13 protein-coding genes are annotated in these 14864 nt (G+C 61.4%); 7 read left to right on the top strand and 6 right to left on the bottom strand.

What is annotated here, in order from left to right; all coding sequences use genetic code 11:
* Window positions 1–51: 51 nt before the first annotated feature.
* The 3 genes from GA0061100_RS31205 to GA0061100_RS31195 all read right to left on the bottom strand — a co-directional run bounded on the left by GA0061100_RS31205 (window position 52) and on the right by GA0061100_RS31195 (window position 3537).
* Window positions 52–1758 (bottom strand): hypothetical protein, encoded by a 1707-nt coding sequence (locus tag GA0061100_RS31205; protein WP_075856742.1) that lies wholly within the window; start codon window positions 1756–1758, stop codon window positions 52–54.
* Between the two features lie 239 nt (window positions 1759–1997).
* Window positions 1998–2624: a ribonuclease D gene (locus GA0061100_RS31200; protein ID WP_075856741.1), complete on the bottom strand. Its 627-nt coding sequence runs from the start codon at window positions 2622–2624 to the stop codon at window positions 1998–2000.
* An 82-nt stretch (window positions 2625–2706) separates the two neighbouring features.
* On the bottom strand, window positions 2707–3537 hold the full coding sequence (locus tag GA0061100_RS31195) for a MerR family transcriptional regulator (protein WP_075856740.1): 831 nt from the start codon (window positions 3535–3537) through the stop codon (window positions 2707–2709).
* A gap of 286 nt (window positions 3538–3823) precedes the next feature.
* Between GA0061100_RS31195 and GA0061100_RS31190 the strand changes: the two genes are divergently transcribed.
* Both GA0061100_RS31190 and GA0061100_RS31185 read left to right on the top strand, forming a co-directional pair.
* Window positions 3824–5095, top strand: coding sequence for a 4-aminobutyrate--2-oxoglutarate transaminase (locus GA0061100_RS31190; protein ID WP_075856739.1), 1272 nt, complete (start codon window positions 3824–3826; stop codon window positions 5093–5095).
* A 72-nt stretch (window positions 5096–5167) separates the two neighbouring features.
* Complete coding sequence (locus GA0061100_RS31185) at window positions 5168–6649, top strand: NAD-dependent succinate-semialdehyde dehydrogenase (RefSeq protein ID WP_075856738.1); 1482 nt, start codon at window positions 5168–5170, stop codon at window positions 6647–6649.
* Between the two features lie 7 nt (window positions 6650–6656).
* Here the strand turns inward: GA0061100_RS31185 and GA0061100_RS31180 are convergent, their stop codons facing one another.
* On the bottom strand, window positions 6657–7430 hold the full coding sequence (locus GA0061100_RS31180) for a metallophosphoesterase (RefSeq protein ID WP_075856737.1): 774 nt from the start codon (window positions 7428–7430) through the stop codon (window positions 6657–6659).
* A 379-nt stretch (window positions 7431–7809) separates the two neighbouring features.
* Between GA0061100_RS31180 and copD the strand changes: the two genes are divergently transcribed.
* On the top strand, window positions 7810–8694 hold the full coding sequence (gene copD, locus GA0061100_RS31175; RefSeq protein ID WP_075856736.1) for a copper homeostasis membrane protein CopD: 885 nt from the start codon (window positions 7810–7812) through the stop codon (window positions 8692–8694).
* A 10-nt stretch (window positions 8695–8704) separates the two neighbouring features.
* On the opposite strand, the gene GA0061100_RS31170 is transcribed toward copD, so the two are convergent.
* Both GA0061100_RS31170 and GA0061100_RS31165 read right to left on the bottom strand, forming a co-directional pair.
* The gene (locus GA0061100_RS31170; RefSeq protein WP_075856735.1) at window positions 8705–9493 is read right to left on the bottom strand and encodes a TIM barrel protein; all 789 of its coding nucleotides are present in this window, start codon (window positions 9491–9493) and stop codon (window positions 8705–8707) included.
* Between the two features lie 60 nt (window positions 9494–9553).
* On the bottom strand, window positions 9554–10507 hold the full coding sequence (locus GA0061100_RS31165; RefSeq protein WP_075856734.1) for a helix-turn-helix domain-containing protein: 954 nt from the start codon (window positions 10505–10507) through the stop codon (window positions 9554–9556).
* Window positions 10508–10593: 86 nt separating this feature from the next.
* Here GA0061100_RS31165 and GA0061100_RS31160 point away from each other — a divergent pair, with 86 nt between their 5' ends.
* From GA0061100_RS31160 to GA0061100_RS31145, 4 genes are all read left to right on the top strand, one after another.
* Window positions 10594–11868 (top strand): ABC transporter substrate-binding protein, encoded by a 1275-nt coding sequence (locus GA0061100_RS31160; protein WP_075856733.1) that lies wholly within the window; start codon window positions 10594–10596, stop codon window positions 11866–11868.
* Between the two features lie 163 nt (window positions 11869–12031).
* Window positions 12032–12892, top strand: coding sequence for a carbohydrate ABC transporter permease (locus GA0061100_RS31155; RefSeq protein WP_075856732.1), 861 nt, complete (start codon window positions 12032–12034; stop codon window positions 12890–12892).
* A complete protein-coding gene (locus GA0061100_RS31150) occupies window positions 12889–13725 on the top strand; it encodes a carbohydrate ABC transporter permease (RefSeq protein WP_075856731.1) in 837 nt (278 codons plus the stop codon). Before GA0061100_RS31155 ends, GA0061100_RS31150 begins: the two co-directional genes overlap by 4 nt.
* 15 nt (window positions 13726–13740) lie before the next feature.
* The gene (locus GA0061100_RS31145) at window positions 13741–14829 is read left to right on the top strand and encodes an ABC transporter ATP-binding protein (protein WP_075856730.1); all 1089 of its coding nucleotides are present in this window, start codon (window positions 13741–13743) and stop codon (window positions 14827–14829) included.
* The last annotated feature ends 35 nt before the right edge of the window (window positions 14830–14864 follow it).

Below are 14864 nucleotides of genomic sequence, written 5' to 3'. Positions count from 1 at the left end.
TTCTTATGTCCGTCATGCAGCATCCACGCCGCCTGTCCGTTGCGAGGTCGCCTATTCCCAGGCCACCATGCGCCGATAGAAATCGAAGGCGCGGTCGTGCAGAGGATCGCGCAAAGGCTGGGGCAAGGCAACGAGTTCCGGTCTGACATTATTGTCCCCAGCGGAGGTCGGACCGGCTTCCGCTTCATCGGATGCTTCGCCCTCTGCTTGTGCTGACGATTCCTCCGCATGAGCCTGCTCTTCATCCTGGCCTTGCGGGGTTTCCTCGTCCTGAGCTTGTCCGCCCTCCTCATCGCCGACGGGATCGACGCGATTGAGCAATTTCGATTCGCTGTTCTTGCCGGGGGCGTCGAGCGGCAGATAATTCGCCACGACGAAGGGAACGCCGAGCGGCAGGGGCGCCGATATCGTTGCCTGCTCCGCAGCCTCATACACCGCCATCGGCGTTACGGACGACGTCTGCAACGGCGGCTTGCCGGAAGCTAGGGCAAGGGCACCTGATGTTTCGGGTTCTTCCGCCAATGACACCGGCATGGCCGCCAACGAAACCGGGCTCTTGGGGCCTTCATTGGCGGCCGGCGGCTGCGCGGACGATGCCTGCGCCGCGGTATTGCCGGTCAGCGCCTGAGCGATGATCTTCTCGATGGAAGAAGAGGGATTGCTGATGATTTGCAGAAGATCGGCATCGGTCGCCATTGCCGGCGGGCTGATGACGACCTGCAGGCCCTGTTTGATATCGGCTTCTATCTGCTGGATGTCGCGCGGCACCGGCGGTGGCGTCAGCGGCGACCGGATCAATGCGACTTCGGTCGGAAGTTCAGCCTCGGCGGCGATCGCCGTCAACAGCACGCCTGCGGTCAGATCATCGACAAGAGACGCAAGCATGGAAGGAGAGGTTGCGACGGCAATGCTGCCAGCAGGCGCGGCTTGCGGAACGATGATGGCTCCATTTTGCGCGACTGTCTGTGCTTGGGCCGTCTGCGCCAAAGTGGCCTGGCCAACGGCCGGCGCCGATGGAGATTGAGCAAGGGAACCCGGTTGCGACGGCTGCTGTGCCGAAGGTGCCGGCTGTGCGGCAGGCTGGGCCGTGGCTGGCGTGGTCGTCGTAGGCGTAGGCGTAGGCGTAGGCGTAGGCGCGGGTATAGCGGAAGCCGATTCTTCCGCAACCGCAAGCGCCGTTGCCAGGGCGGCCAGATCGGCCGCTTTCTGCAGCGGCGCCGATGTCGGTGCCTGGGTGGCCGGCGTTTCCACCTCGCCGGCATTCTGCCCATAGGAATTGACGACCGCCTTCAACACGGCGTCCGGCTCGACGGTCGATGCCTGCTCAAGGCTGAGAGCCAGCTGCACCGCCTGCGGGCTTTCAGGGTCCTCCAAAGCCGCTGCCAGAAGCGGCAACGGCACCGGCGTCCTCATCTGCGCGTCCAGCCGTTGTTGCGCAACGGCGAGCTGCGGCGGGGTCAGGCTGCGGATTGCGGCGGCAACGCGCTGCGCATAGGCGGTATTGCTCTCACCCGGCTCTCGGGAAACATTCACCACCTTGCTGGCGGCATCGATCGCGGAGAGCAAGCTGTCGAGCATGCGCTCGCGGGCCGCGACCAGCAGCATGTTCAGCTTGCCTTCGACGCTGGCATTAACGGTGCTCGACAGAACAGCGAGTGGCGTTGCCGTCGTCTGAAGCCCGGAGGTCTCAGCCGTTGCGGCAATCGGCTTCTCAATGGACACACCCACAGCGGACACGGCACCAACGGGAAGCAACATGACATGCTCCTTTGTCTGGCAAGGCGACGATGGAAGCGGGAGGGCAGGTTCAATCCAGGACCGCTCATGCGGCCGGTACATTTCCTAGCGCCGGATGACCGAAGTGGCGAGGCGCGAACGCGCGGAACTGGAAATCATCCGCAAAATAGCAGTCGAATCCTTAACAGATCACTAAATTAAGAGGGCCGATGCCACTTCCGCGACGCCGGCCCCTGGATTTCGCCCTGCAAGCGAAGCAATCAGCTATGTGCGAAGATATCCGCCTCTTCCCAGCCGAGAAGGTCGAGCTTGGCCCGCGTCGGCAGAAAGGCGAAGCAGTCATCCGCATAGTCCATACGGCCATCGCGCAGCAGGCGTTGCGTCAGCTTTTCGCGCAGCGCATGCAGATAAAGCACGTCGGAGGCAGCATATTCGAGCTGCGCCGGCGAGAGCGTTTCCGCCGCCCAGTCGGACGACTGCTGTGCCTTGGAAATATCGACGTCGAGCATTTCCTTGAGATTGTCCTTCAGTCCGTGACGGTCGGTATAGGTGCGGCAGAGGCGCGAGGCGATCTTGGTGCAGAAGACCGGCGTCGTGGTGACGCCGAACGTATGGAACAGGACGGCGATGTCGAAGCGGCCGTAATGAAAGATCTTCTGGTGCGTCGGGTCGGCGAGCATGGCGACGAGATTGGGCGCCTGCTTCTGGCCGGCGGCGATGCGGATGACGTCAGCCGTACCGTCGCCCGGCGAAAGCTGCACGAGGCAAAGCCGGTCGCGGCGTGGAACGAGACCGAGGGTTTCGGTGTCTATGGCTATGGCGCCGGTGTAGCGGGCGGCATCTTCGGCAGAAATATCGCCTTCGTGATAACGGATGGTGGCGGCCATGAGATTCTCCCGGCTCGGTCTTCAGAATTCGATTTTCGTCCGTTCTATAGAACAGACAGGATGAGAACCATACCAGCGCCGTTCAAAATGTCGGCGGCGTGTTGATCCAGAGCAATATGGTCTCACCATCATGGCGGTTGCGCCAGGAATGATAGCGCCGGCTTTCGAAATAGAGGGAATCGCCGGCCATGAGATCGAAGAACTGGTCGCTGTCGAGCACCAGCTCCAGACGTCCGGCAAGGACATGGATGAACTCCTCACCCTCATGGCGATAGGCGCCCTCGCTCGCCGCGCCGGGCGCGAGTACGAAGCGGTGGCAATCCATCATCGTCCTGCCTTCAGCGAGCAGTTGCACGGTGACGCCGGGTGTCGTCGCCGGCCAGGCACGCCATTCGCCGGACCGGATGAGCGCGGGAACATCCTCCCGCTCCTCACCTGACAGGCGCGATACCGTCGTGCCGTAATAGTCCGCGAGATCATGCAGGGTCTTGAAGCTGACGCCCTGCGATGTGCGCTCCAGGGTCGAGAGCGTCGAGGAGGTCATGCCCATGTCGGCTGCGACCTGCTCCAGCGTCTTGCCGGCGGCATGTCGCAGCGAGCGGAGCCTGCGGCCGATATCCGAGGATGCCGGTTGTTCGCCATTCTCCGCGCCGGTGGCATTCCCCTCCTCCGTCTCAAGCGCCTCGCGGATCGCCGCCGGATTGAGGCCACGTTCGGCGCGGAACCAGGAAATGCGCTTCAGCCGCGCCACGTCCTCTGCGCTATATTGGCGATGGCCAGTCTCGGAGCGGGAAGGAACTACAAGCCCCTGGCTTTCCCATAGACGCAAGGTGGAGGCCGATACGCCGGCAAGACGCGCCGCTTCCGCCACCTTGTAGCGCACAGGATAGCGCTCGGGCTCGATGCTGCTCATTTGCCAATATCCCTGATTTTTGTCTTTCGATCCGTTTAGCATGGAAGGGCGCCTGCTGCACAATTCTTTAAATCGATTTAAGAAATCCTGCCGCTTTTCAAGATGCTACGGCGTCCCCCTAGCCGCCATAAAAGGAGACGTGACGTTGTATGCGAGCCTTCGGCGCATTCTTGTCACCAACACAAAATCCCGCTTGAAATCCTACAGGAAAAATGTAGGAGTTTTGTAAATAACTTGCAGAAGTTCTGCAAGATAATTCGAAAACGACCTTCTGGGAGCCACTGCAATGACCCTGACCGAGCGGAAGAATGCCGCCATTTCCCGCGGCGTCGGCATGACGACGCAGATCTATGCCGATCGCGCCGAAAACGCCGAGATCTGGGACAAGGAAGGGCATCGCTATATCGATTTCGCCTCCGGCATCGCCGTCGTGAATACCGGCCACCGCCATCCGCGCGTCATTGCCGCCGTCAAGGAACAGCTCGACCGATTCACCCACACCTGCCATCAGGTGGTGCCCTATGAGAGCTATGTGCATCTCGCCGAGCGGTTGAACGCGATCGTTCCCGGCGATTTCGCCAAGAAGACGATCTTCGTGACGACGGGTGCGGAAGCGGTCGAAAACGCCGTCAAGATCGCCCGCGCCGCCACCGGCCGTTCAGCCATCATAGCTTTCGGCGGCGGCTTCCACGGCCGCACCTTCATGGGCATGGCGCTGACCGGCAAGGTCGCGCCCTACAAGATCGGCTTCGGGCCGATGCCGGGCGATGTCTTCCATGCGCCCTTCCCGGTGCCGCTGCACGGCGTGAGCGTCGAGCAATCGCTGGCGACGCTGAAGAAGCTCTTTGCGGCCGATGTCGATCCGCAGCGCGTAGCGGCCATCATTCTGGAGCCCGTACAGGGCGAAGGCGGCTTCTACCCCGCGCCCGCGGCCTTCATGAAGGCTCTGCGCGAAATCTGCGACCAGCACGGCATTCTCTTGATTGCCGACGAAGTGCAGACCGGCTTTGCGCGCACCGGCAAGATGTTCGCGATGGATCACCATGAAGTGGCTGCCGATCTCGTCACCATGGCAAAGAGCCTTGCCGGCGGCTTCCCGCTCGCCGCCGTCACCGGCCGCGCCGAGGTGATGGACGCCCCTGGCCCCGGCGGCCTCGGCGGCACCTATGGCGGCAATCCGCTTGGCATCGCCGCTGCCCATGCCGTGCTTGACGTCATCGCCGACGAGGGCCTATGCGACCGCGCCAACCAGCTCGGCTCGCGCCTGAAGCAGCGGCTGGAATCGCTGCGTGACAAGGTGCCTGAAATCGCCGATATCCGCGGCCCCGGCTTCATGAATGCGGTCGAATTCAACGATGCGACAACCAAGCTGCCGAGCGCGGATTTCGCCAACAAGGTTCGCCTGATCGCGCTCGACAAGGGCCTGATCCTTTTGACCTGCGGCGTCCACGGCAATGTCATCCGCTTCCTCTCGCCGATCACCATTCAGGACGGCGTGTTCAGCGAGGCGCTCGACATTCTCGAAGCATCGATGCTGGAGGCAAGCGCCTCCCATTAACGGACGCGATCCAAGTATTTCCCTTTATCCGCCCGTGCGGCCTGCCGGGCGAAACCTGCCGGAGTGCATAGCATGTCCTTTACAACAGCAATGACCAAGCATGTGCCTTTCTCCTCGCGCTTCCTGCGCGCCGCCGGCTATATCGACGGTGTCTGGACGGCTGGCGGGGCGACGAAGACATTCGATGTCATCAATCCCGCCACTGGCGAAGTGCTCGCGACGCTCCCCGACATGGGAGCTGCCGAGACGACCGCAGCGATCGATGCCGCCTATATCGCCCAGGTTTCCTGGGCCGCCCGCCCGGCCAAGGAACGCGCCGCAACCTTACGCAAATGGTTCGATCTCATGATTGCCAATGCCGATGAGCTGGCGGCGATCCTGACCGCCGAAATGGGCAAGCCGCTGCCGGAAGCCAGAGGCGAGATCCTCTACGCCGCCTCCTATGTCGAATGGTACGCGGAAGAGGCCAAGCGCATCTATGGCGAAACCATCCCCGCCCCCTCCAACGACAAGCGCATGGTCGTCATCAAGCAGCCGGTCGGCGTTGTCGGCACGATCACGCCCTGGAATTTCCCTGCCGCCATGATCGCCCGCAAGATCGCGCCGGCGCTTGCCGTCGGCTGCACCGTCGTCTCGAAGCCTGCCGAGCAGACGCCACTGACGGCGATCGCGCTTGCCGTGCTTGCTGAAGAGGCAGGCATTCCGGCCGGCGTGCTCAATATCATCGTCGGCATCGACGGCCCGGCGATCGGCCGCGAGCTTTGCGGCAATCCGAAGGTGCGCAAGATCAGCTTCACCGGCTCGACCGAAGTCGGCCGTATCCTGATGCGCCAGTGCGCCGACCAGATCAAGAAGGTGAGCCTCGAACTCGGTGGCAATGCGCCTTTCATCGTCTTTGACGATGCCGATCTGGATGCCGCTGTCGAAGGGGCGATGGCTTCGAAGTACCGCAATGCCGGCCAGACCTGCGTCTGCGCCAACCGCATCTATGTCCAATCCAATGTCTACGACGCCTTTGCCGCCAAGCTTGCCGCCAAGGTGGGCGAGCTTTCCGTCGGTGACGGCTTCAAGCCGGGTGTGACGGTCGGGCCGCTGATCGACGAGCAGGGTGTCGCCAAGGCTGAAGACCATGTTCGGGATGCCATCTCCAAGGGCGCCCGCGTCGTGCTCGGCGGCAAGCGCATCGAAGGTGCCGGCACCTTCTTCGCGCCGACGATCCTGACCGGCGTCGACCGCAGCATGAAGGTTGCCCGCGAGGAAACCTTCGGCCCCGTTGCGCCGCTCTTCCGCTTCGAAACCGTCGAGGATGTCATCGTCCAGGCGAACGACACCGAATTCGGGCTTGCCGCCTATTTCTTCGCCGGCGACCTGAAGAAGGTCTGGCGCGTGGCGGAAGCGCTGGAATACGGCATGGTCGGCATCAATACCGGCCTGATGTCATCAGAGACGGCGCCCTTCGGCGGCATCAAGCAATCGGGCCTCGGCCGCGAAGGCTCGCGCCACGGTGCCGACGACTATCTGGAAATGAAGTACCTCTGCATCGGCAACCTGTAGCCGACTATCAAGTTGAGGTGATGTGAATGCGGCCCTGCCATAGCCGGGCCGCGCTCAGCCGGCCGGTGTGAAAAGCGCCGGTATCGAGATTGAGCCTGAGACCATTGACTTCAGCCTGCCGGATCGGTGTATGGCCATGTATGATCAGCTTCGGCAGCGGCTGTGCACTGTCGTAGAAACGCGAGCGGATGAAGACCAAGTCGTCGTCCTGCTGGTCGGCGATCGACCGATCCGGATCAATGCCGGCATGGACGAACAAGGCCTTCGGCGTGTCCAGCAGGATCGGCAGGCGACGCAGGAAATTGACGTGATCGTCCGGCAGCCAGGTTCGGATAAAGGTGTCGAGCTTCTTTTGCTTAGGATATAATCGCTGCAGACGAGGGATATCCACACCATAGGAGGCAAGTGTGGCATCGCCGCCAAGCGCCACCCAATCCTCAAGCGGTATCTCGCCATCGACATAGGAAAGCATCGCCATCTCATGATTGCCGGTCAAGCAGATGCGGTCGAAGCCATTCGGCGGCGGTGCCATCAGGCGGCCGACCACCTGCGCCGACGCTGGACCGCGGTCGATAAAATCCCCGAGCATGATGATGAGCTTGCGGCCGGGCAGCCCTACAGCATCGGCGAAGATCTTGCGTTCCAGCGCGCTCAGGAGATCGTAACGGCCGTGGACGTCGCCGATGACATAGGTCGGCATATCGAGATGTTCGAGCCATTCGCGATGCCGGCGATGGCCGAAGCCATTGGCCATTTTTTCGCGTATCCTAGATGCCGCCATGAAACTGCCTTTCGAGCGCACACCCCGGAACGCCTTAACTGTGTCTGCAAAAAGGACTCAAAAGCGACAATTCTTTGCCAGAAAGGCGGAAATCATCGCTGATGACGGTTCTGGCAGCAGGACCGAGCCTGCGGCACTAGCCCGCCTTGCGGCAAAGCGTCCCGAACCGGGCCTTTATGCATGGAGAAAGTTGACAGTGCGTATCCGCAATCTTATCGCGCTAACCACGCTGGCGCGAGAAATTCCCGCCGTTCAACCCGAGAAAACGTGGGTGTCGGGCAGCTTCTGCACGAGGGCTGCCGGATTGCCGGCGCAAACGACACCGACCCAAACTGGAACGTCACACTCATGGCGCCTGTAAATTTATCGTGAAGTCCTGATGGATACGACGACAGCGCTCCAACTCTGCCGCTTCCTGCATGACGCATCCCTGATGCTTCTATGGGGCGCCTGCGCCTATCTCTCCCTGCTTGCGCCGAGAATACTCGCCGACACGGTCTGGCGCATGGTTGCAAGGCCGTTTTTGCTGATCGCCGCAATTGCCGTCTTCACGGTGCTGGCCGCGCTGCCGGTGGCGACAGCGAATATCGGTAGCGGCTGGAGCGATGCGCTCGATGTGGGCATGATTCATGACGTGGTTTTCGAAACCACGATCGGGGTTGCCTGGCAGGCGCAGGCGCTTGCGGCCATCGTGATCGTTTGCGCCTTGCTGCTGCCGGAAAGCTGGCGCCGCCATGGGCTAGCCTTGGGAGCAGGCCTCGGGCTAGCCTCGCTTTCATTGACCGGCCATGCCTCGATGCTGGAAGGCTGGGTGCAGCAGGCGCATCGGGCCAATGATGTCCTGCATGTGCTCGCTGGCGGCGGCTGGCTCGGGGCGCTGGTGCCACTGCTCACCATTCTCAGGCTTCTCGGCCGTCCGGAATGCAGGGCGGAAGCGCAACTGGCGCTGCGCCGTTTCTCCAATGCTGGGCACGTGGCGGTCGCGCTCGTCATTCTCTCCGGCATCGTCAATACGCTGCTGATCCTGAAACACTTGCCGACGGATTGGTCTTCGCCTTATCAGATGCTGCTTGCCATCAAGATCGCACTGGTCGCAGTCATGGCGGTGCTGGCCATCGTCAATCGCTACGTCTTCGTACCCTGGATCGGCCGCAAGCCGGTCCGCGCATTGCTGGCCCTTCGACTTGGAAGCATCACAGAAATCATCATCGGCATTGTCGTCATTGGGCTCGTCGCTGTCTTCGGCATGCTGGAGCCGGTGTAGGCGGAGGGCCTCAAGCAACCCCGCGAAGCGAGCCGCCGAGTGATTTCACCACCGCGCGAACGGCAGCGGCATCGCCTGTCGCCGGCTTGTACTCCAAGCCGATCCTGCCGCTATAGCCCTGAGCAAAGAGCCAATCGAGCCGCTCCTTCAGATCAATGCGGCCGGTGCCGGGGTCGCTGCGGCCGGGATGATCGGCGACGTGGAGATGCACGATCCGGTCGATGCGGTCGCCGATCGCTTCCTGCGTGTTTTCGCCCATGACAGCCGAATGGTAGACATCATAGACGATGCCGATTTCCGGGCGGCCGACCTCGTCGACGATATCGAGGCCTTCCGCCGTCGAAGACAGGTAATAGCCGACATGATCGATCGTCGTGTTCAACGGCTCGAGGCCAAGCCGGACGCCGGACCCTTCGAGAATATCGGCACCGGCGTTCAAAGCAGCGACGATGGCCGCCCGCTGTTCGGCTCGTGAAAGCTCCGGCAGCTCATCGCCGGCCTGTGCGATGAGAACTGGCGCGCCGAGACGCTGGGCGACGGCAACAGACTCCTGCAACCCCTTGAGCCAAGTCTCCTTGTTTGCCGGATTCGTCAACGCGATCATCGGCTCGGCAACAAGACCGGAAACCGCAATGCCAGTCTCGGCTACGGCAGCCGCGATCGCGTCCAGATCCTTGCTCGTCCAGTGCCAGAACTCGACCGCATCGAGCCCCGCTTCATGCGCCAGCCGGATACGATCGGCAAAGGCGTCGCCATCGCGCGCAAACAACCACTCGATGCAAGCCGAAAACTGCCGCATGAGATTCTCCTCTCTCAACTGGTCAGGAGCAATGGGCGAGATCGTGCATAACTGCAAGCCTCACGAACGATGATGTTGCGGCGGCGGCCGATGCATCGAAGGCTTGATGGCTTCGACATTCATCGCCGAGAGCACGCGCATATCACGGCGGAAATCGGAAGGCGTCATGCCGGCAATGTGACGGAAGGATTTGTTGAAGGCGCTGATCGAGCCGAAGCCACTATCCATGGCCACCTGTAGCACATTGGCGCCATCGCGCATCAGCATCGCCTGGGCGCGCGAAAGGCGCAGCAGGTTCACATATTTCGCCAGCGTCATGCCCGTGGATTTCTTGAAGAGATTCATCGCGTATTTCGGGTGGAGATGCGCCGCCTTGGCGATATCGACGGTATCGATGTCGTGCAGGAAATTGTCGGCGATGAAATCGCACATGCGCGCCAGGCTGCGCGAGGATTGCGGATGGGCCTGGTCGTTGGTCAGGTTTTCCTGCTTCTCCGGCACCATGCGATAGGGTTCGAAGGCGATGCGCTCCAGGCGCAGAAGAAGCTCCGCGACGGCATGTTCCGCCCTGGCGCCGTCGCCGGACATGACGTAGCGGTGCCATCTGGCAAAGTTCTCGTCATCGGCGGCATCGGTCGCCGAGCTTATCAGGGCCTGCCCGCGAATGAGGCGGCCGGAAATATCGAGCGGCAGACGCAGGCGGAAAAAATGCACCAGCGGCAGATGCGCGCCCGCATAGATCGCATCCTCCGACAGCTCGTCCAACAGATGCGGCTGACCGCCCCAGAAAAGGCAGATCTCGCCCGCTCTCAAAGTAAGCTGGTGATCGCCGATGCGGTAATGCACGGTCCCGCGGACAATGTAGTTCACTTCCACCTGCGCGTGCCAATGCGGCTTTGCCATCGGCAACGGGTGGTTATGAAACATCTGCAGGACATTTGGGAGCCCTTCGACGCTGCTCGCACCCGGCTGATAAACCGCCCGTTGACCTACCTTACTTTTCGCCAAGTCGATGTTCCCTTTTTAGGAGACAGAAGCGTACCGACAGATAGTTTAAGCGTGTTCTCTTGAGGACGGCAATTGAAAAGGGAGGATTTTCAATGCGTTTAAAACTTGCTGGAGCGACGGTGCTTGCTGCCCTGCTCGCTTCCGGTTCTGCCTTTGCAGAGCAAACCACCATTACGGTCTGGAGCTGGAACATCGCCGCATCGGCGCTGAAATCCACCGTCGAGGGGTTCAATAAGAAATATCCCGACATCAAGGTCGATGTTCAAGACATCGGCAACCCGCAGGTCTTCGATAAGATGCTGGCCGCTTGCGCTGCCGGCGGCGACGGCCTGCCCGACGTCATGTCGATCGAAAACCACAAGGCTTCGATCTTCTGGAACCGCTTTCCGGACTGCCTGACCGATCTCACGAAGCTCGGTTATAACGACGAACTGAAGAAGCAGTTCCCGGATTTCAAGCGCGCCGAGCTTGAAGTCGGCGATGCCGCCTACGCGATGCCGTGGGATTCCGGCCCGGTCACCATGTTCTATCGCCGTGACCTCTATGAAAAGGCGGGCGTCGATCCGGCAACGATCAAGACCTGGGACGATTTCATTGCCGCCGGCAAGAAAATCTCCGCCGCCAATCCCGGTGTCGTCATGACGCAGGCCGATCTCAACGGCGATAGCGAATGGTTCCGCATGCTCGCCAACGAACAAGGCTGCGGCTATTTCTCGAGTGACAGCCAGAGCATCACCGTCAACCAGCCCGGCTGCGTCAAAGCGCTGGACAAGGTGAAGGAGATCAAGGACGCGGGCCTGATGACCGCGGCGAACTGGAACGAGAAAATTCAGGCGAACACTGCAAGCAAGGTGGCATCGCAGCTGTATGGCGGCTGGTATGAAGGCACCGTCCGCTCCACCTCGCCGGATCTCGCCGGCAAATGGGGCGTCTATCCGATGCCGAGCATGACGGCAGACGGCCCGCACGCAGCCAATCTCGGCGGTTCGTCGCTCGCAATCGCCAGCGGCTCCAAGCACAAGGAAGCCGCCTGGAAATTCCTCGAATACACGCTTGGTACCAACGAGGGCCAGGTGACCATGCTGAAATCCTTCGGTCTCGTGCCGTCGCTGTTGACGGCCGTCAAGGATCCCTTCGTCAACGAACCGCAGCCCTATTGGGGTGGGCAAAAGGTCTGGGCCGATATCCTCGCCACCCTGCCGAAAATCCACCCGAGCCCGGGCACCCAGTATTTCAGTGACGCCGATGAGGTCATAAAGGCCGTCCAGACGAAATACCTTGCCGGCGGCTATCCAAACGGCAAGGCCGCGCTCGACGATGCGGCGCAGCAGATCGCCTCGGCGACAGGCCTGCCGCTCGCGAAATGAGTGACACTGCCGGGCGCGCATCCCAAGCCGCGCCCGGCATCCCCGCCGCCCCTAGAGCGTGACGTCGTCCGAAAACCGCCTACACTTTTCGGCGTCACGCTCTAGGGGCGGCGGGAATGCAATGTCACGCGTCATTTCACTGCGCATAAAGGAGAAGGCTTTCATGCGGTTGCGAAACCGGAGCGCCTATGCGTTCCTTGCACCCTATCTTCTGGTGTTCGCCGCTTTCTGGGTCTGGCCGATCATCGATTCGTTCCTGATTTCGTTCCAGAACACCCGGGTTAATCCGTGGGTCTACAATCTGTCGCTCAATTGGGGGCGCCTGTTCGGCGACCCGGCCTTCTACAACGCGCTTCAAAACACGCTGATCATCCTGATCGTCCAGGTCCCCGTCATGATCACGCTCGCCACAGTCATGGCGGTGCTGCTGAATTCACCGCTGTTGAAGGCCCGTGGCATTTTTCGCTTTGCTTTCTTCGCACCCGTCGTCGTCGGAGAGGTGGCCTATGCCGCCGTCTTCCGCCTGATGTTCAACGTCGATTTCGGCATCGTCAACAAGCTGCTCGGTACGGTCGGCTTCGCACCGGTGTCGTGGTTTGCCGAATCGCATGCCGCCATGGTGCTCATCATCATCGCCGTCACCTGGCGCTGGGCGGGTTATAACGCCATCATCATCCTGTCCGGGCTGCAATCGATCCCCGAGGATGTTTACGAGGCTGCAACCCTCGACCGCGTCAGCCGTTTCCAGCAGTTCATCCATATCACCCTGCCGCTGCTGAAGCCGATTATTCTGTTCTGCGTCGTTCTCTCCGTCATCGGCACCATGCAGCTCTTCACCGAACCATATCTGATCACCAACAGAGGCGGTCCCGGCGGTGGGACGGAAACGCTCGGCTTGCTGCTCTATCGTCAGGCCTTCCAGTCGACCAACTTCGGCTATGCCTCGGCGGTCGCCTACACGATGGCGGCGCTCGCGGTAGCCATCTCTCTCCTCAATCTCTGGGTGGGGCGCGAACCGAAATGAAATCGAAGTCCAAATCCACTCTGATCCGCTCGATCGCGCTACACGGCCTGCTGGTGCCGCTCGCCATCATCTGGCTGTTTCCGCTCTGGATGATGTTCGTCTTCTCGACCATGCCCGATTACGGCATTTTCAGCCCCGGCATCATTCTGACACCGTCGACAGGTTTCATGGACAACGTCCGGAACTTGCAGGCCGACACCAACTTCATCGGCGCCATGACGATCTCCATCGTCGTTGCCGTCGTCTATACCGTCCTGTCGGTGCTGCTGACCTCGATGGCCGGATGGGCACTGGCGCGCTACCAGTTTGCCGGCCGTTCGGGCGTCATCGGCATCATCCTCGGTACGATCACGCTACCCTACTCCGTCGTCGTCATCCCGCAGTTCATCATGGTGGCACGCGATTTCGGGCTGGCCAATTCATGGGTCGCCCTGATCGTACCGCCGCTCTTCAACTCGCTCGGTGTGCTCTTCATGCGCCAGGCCTTCTCGATGATGCCGGGCGAACTCTTTGACGCCGCCCGCGTCGAGGGCGTCAAGGAATGGCAGATCTTCCTGCGCATCGCCCTGCCGCTCGCACGGCCGACCATGGCGGCGCTCGCCATCATCCTGTTCCTGGCCTCCTGGAACAACTACCTCTGGCCGCTGCTCATCAACTCCCGACCGGGAATGATGACCGCGCCCGTGGCGCTCGGAACGCTGATCGGCCTCACCAGGGTCTCCTGGGGCGGCATCATGGCTGGTGCCGTGATGCTGACGGCACCGATCCTCATCATCTTCGTTCTCCTGCAGCGCCACTTCATCGCCGGCATCGCCGCCGGCGCAATCAAATAATTCCGGGAGATCCGTATGGCTGAACTTTCTCTCACCAATATCGTCAAACGCTACGGTTCGCTGGAAATCATCCACGGCGCCAATCTCGAGGTGAAGGACGGCGAATTCGTCGTCTTCGTCGGCCCGTCCGGATGCGGCAAGTCCACACTGCTGCGCATGATCGCCGGTCTCGAAGACATCACCGGCGGTGAACTGAAGATCGGCGGCCGCGTGGTCAACGACATGGAACCGGCCGATCGCGGCATCGCCATGGTCTTCCAGTCCTATGCCCTCTATCCGCACCTGACTGTCGAGCAGAACCTGAATTTCGGGCTGCGCATGAACGGCAACCCGAAGGCCGATACCGATCGCCGTGTCAAACAGGCAGCCGAGATCCTGCAGATCAGCGAGCTGATGCAGCGCCGGCCGAAGCAGCTTTCGGGCGGCCAGCGCCAGCGCGTCGCCATCGGCCGCGCCATCGTGCGCGAGCCGCAGATCTTCCTGTTCGACGAGCCGCTCTCCAACCTCGATGCAGAGCTGCGCGTGCAGATGCGCGTCGAAATCTCCCGCCTCCACAAGAAGCTTGGGACGACGATGATCTACGTCACGCATGACCAGACCGAGGCGATGACGCTGGCCGACAAGATCGTCGTGCTGCGTGGCGGCAATATCGAACAGGTGGGGGCGCCACTCGACCTCTATGACGATCCGGCAAACCAGTTCGTAGCCGGATTCGTCGGCTCCCCGAAGATGAACTTCCTGCAGGCCGAGGTCACGGACAATCAATCCGGCCGCATCGCCGTCGTGCTCAAGGGCCAGCGCAATGTCCGCCTGACACTGCCCATCACCTCGGCCAAGGTGGAGGTCGGCCAGCCGGTGACGCTCGGCATCCGTCCGGAACATTTCCTCGAAGCCGGACGTGGCGAGGTCGACATGATCGTCGACGTCGACGTCGCGGAGCATCTCGGCAACACCAGCTACATCTACGCCAATATCGAAGGCGGCGAGCAGATCGTCATCGAGCGCGAGGAGTCCCGCAATACGGGCAACCGCGACAAGCTCACCGTGGCGCTATCGGCCGCCAAGACATTCCTCTTCGACAGCGCCGGGAACCGATTGCGGTAGGCGCTGCCCATTCTCCCAAGACAGCATGCAGATTT

Origin of the sequence: Martinezella hainanensis, assembly GCF_900094555.1 — a bacterium.
Classification (GTDB): Bacteria; Pseudomonadota; Alphaproteobacteria; order Rhizobiales; family Rhizobiaceae; genus Rhizobium; species Rhizobium hainanense.
Note: the sequence above shows the minus strand (reverse complement) of the source record. Positions and strands in the feature narration are given on the sequence as shown.

What these genes read in the sequence shown, in the direction of transcription:
- GA0061100_RS31160 (WP_075856733.1), top strand. Translation starts at nt 10,594, where the DNA reads ATGCGTTTAAAACTTGCTGGAGCGACGGTGCTTGCTGCCCTGCTCGCT.
- GA0061100_RS31185 (WP_075856738.1), top strand. Translation starts at nt 5,168, where the DNA reads ATGTCCTTTACAACAGCAATGACCAAGCATGTGCCTTTCTCCTCGCGC.
- GA0061100_RS31150 (WP_075856731.1), top strand. Translation starts at nt 12,889, where the DNA reads ATGAAATCGAAGTCCAAATCCACTCTGATCCGCTCGATCGCGCTACAC.
- GA0061100_RS31170 (WP_075856735.1), bottom strand. Translation starts at nt 9,493, where the DNA reads ATGCGGCAGTTTTCGGCTTGCATCGAGTGGTTGTTTGCGCGCGATGGC.
- copD (WP_075856736.1), top strand. Translation starts at nt 7,810, where the DNA reads ATGGATACGACGACAGCGCTCCAACTCTGCCGCTTCCTGCATGACGCA.
- GA0061100_RS31195 (WP_075856740.1), bottom strand. Translation starts at nt 3,537, where the DNA reads ATGAGCAGCATCGAGCCCGAGCGCTATCCTGTGCGCTACAAGGTGGCG.
- GA0061100_RS31205 (WP_075856742.1), bottom strand. Translation starts at nt 1,758, where the DNA reads ATGTTGCTTCCCGTTGGTGCCGTGTCCGCTGTGGGTGTGTCCATTGAG.
- GA0061100_RS31200 (WP_075856741.1), bottom strand. Translation starts at nt 2,624, where the DNA reads ATGGCCGCCACCATCCGTTATCACGAAGGCGATATTTCTGCCGAAGAT.
- GA0061100_RS31190 (WP_075856739.1), top strand. Translation starts at nt 3,824, where the DNA reads ATGACCCTGACCGAGCGGAAGAATGCCGCCATTTCCCGCGGCGTCGGC.
- GA0061100_RS31155 (WP_075856732.1), top strand. Translation starts at nt 12,032, where the DNA reads ATGCGGTTGCGAAACCGGAGCGCCTATGCGTTCCTTGCACCCTATCTT.
- GA0061100_RS31180 (WP_075856737.1), bottom strand. Translation starts at nt 7,430, where the DNA reads ATGGCGGCATCTAGGATACGCGAAAAAATGGCCAATGGCTTCGGCCAT.
- GA0061100_RS31145 (WP_075856730.1), top strand. Translation starts at nt 13,741, where the DNA reads ATGGCTGAACTTTCTCTCACCAATATCGTCAAACGCTACGGTTCGCTG.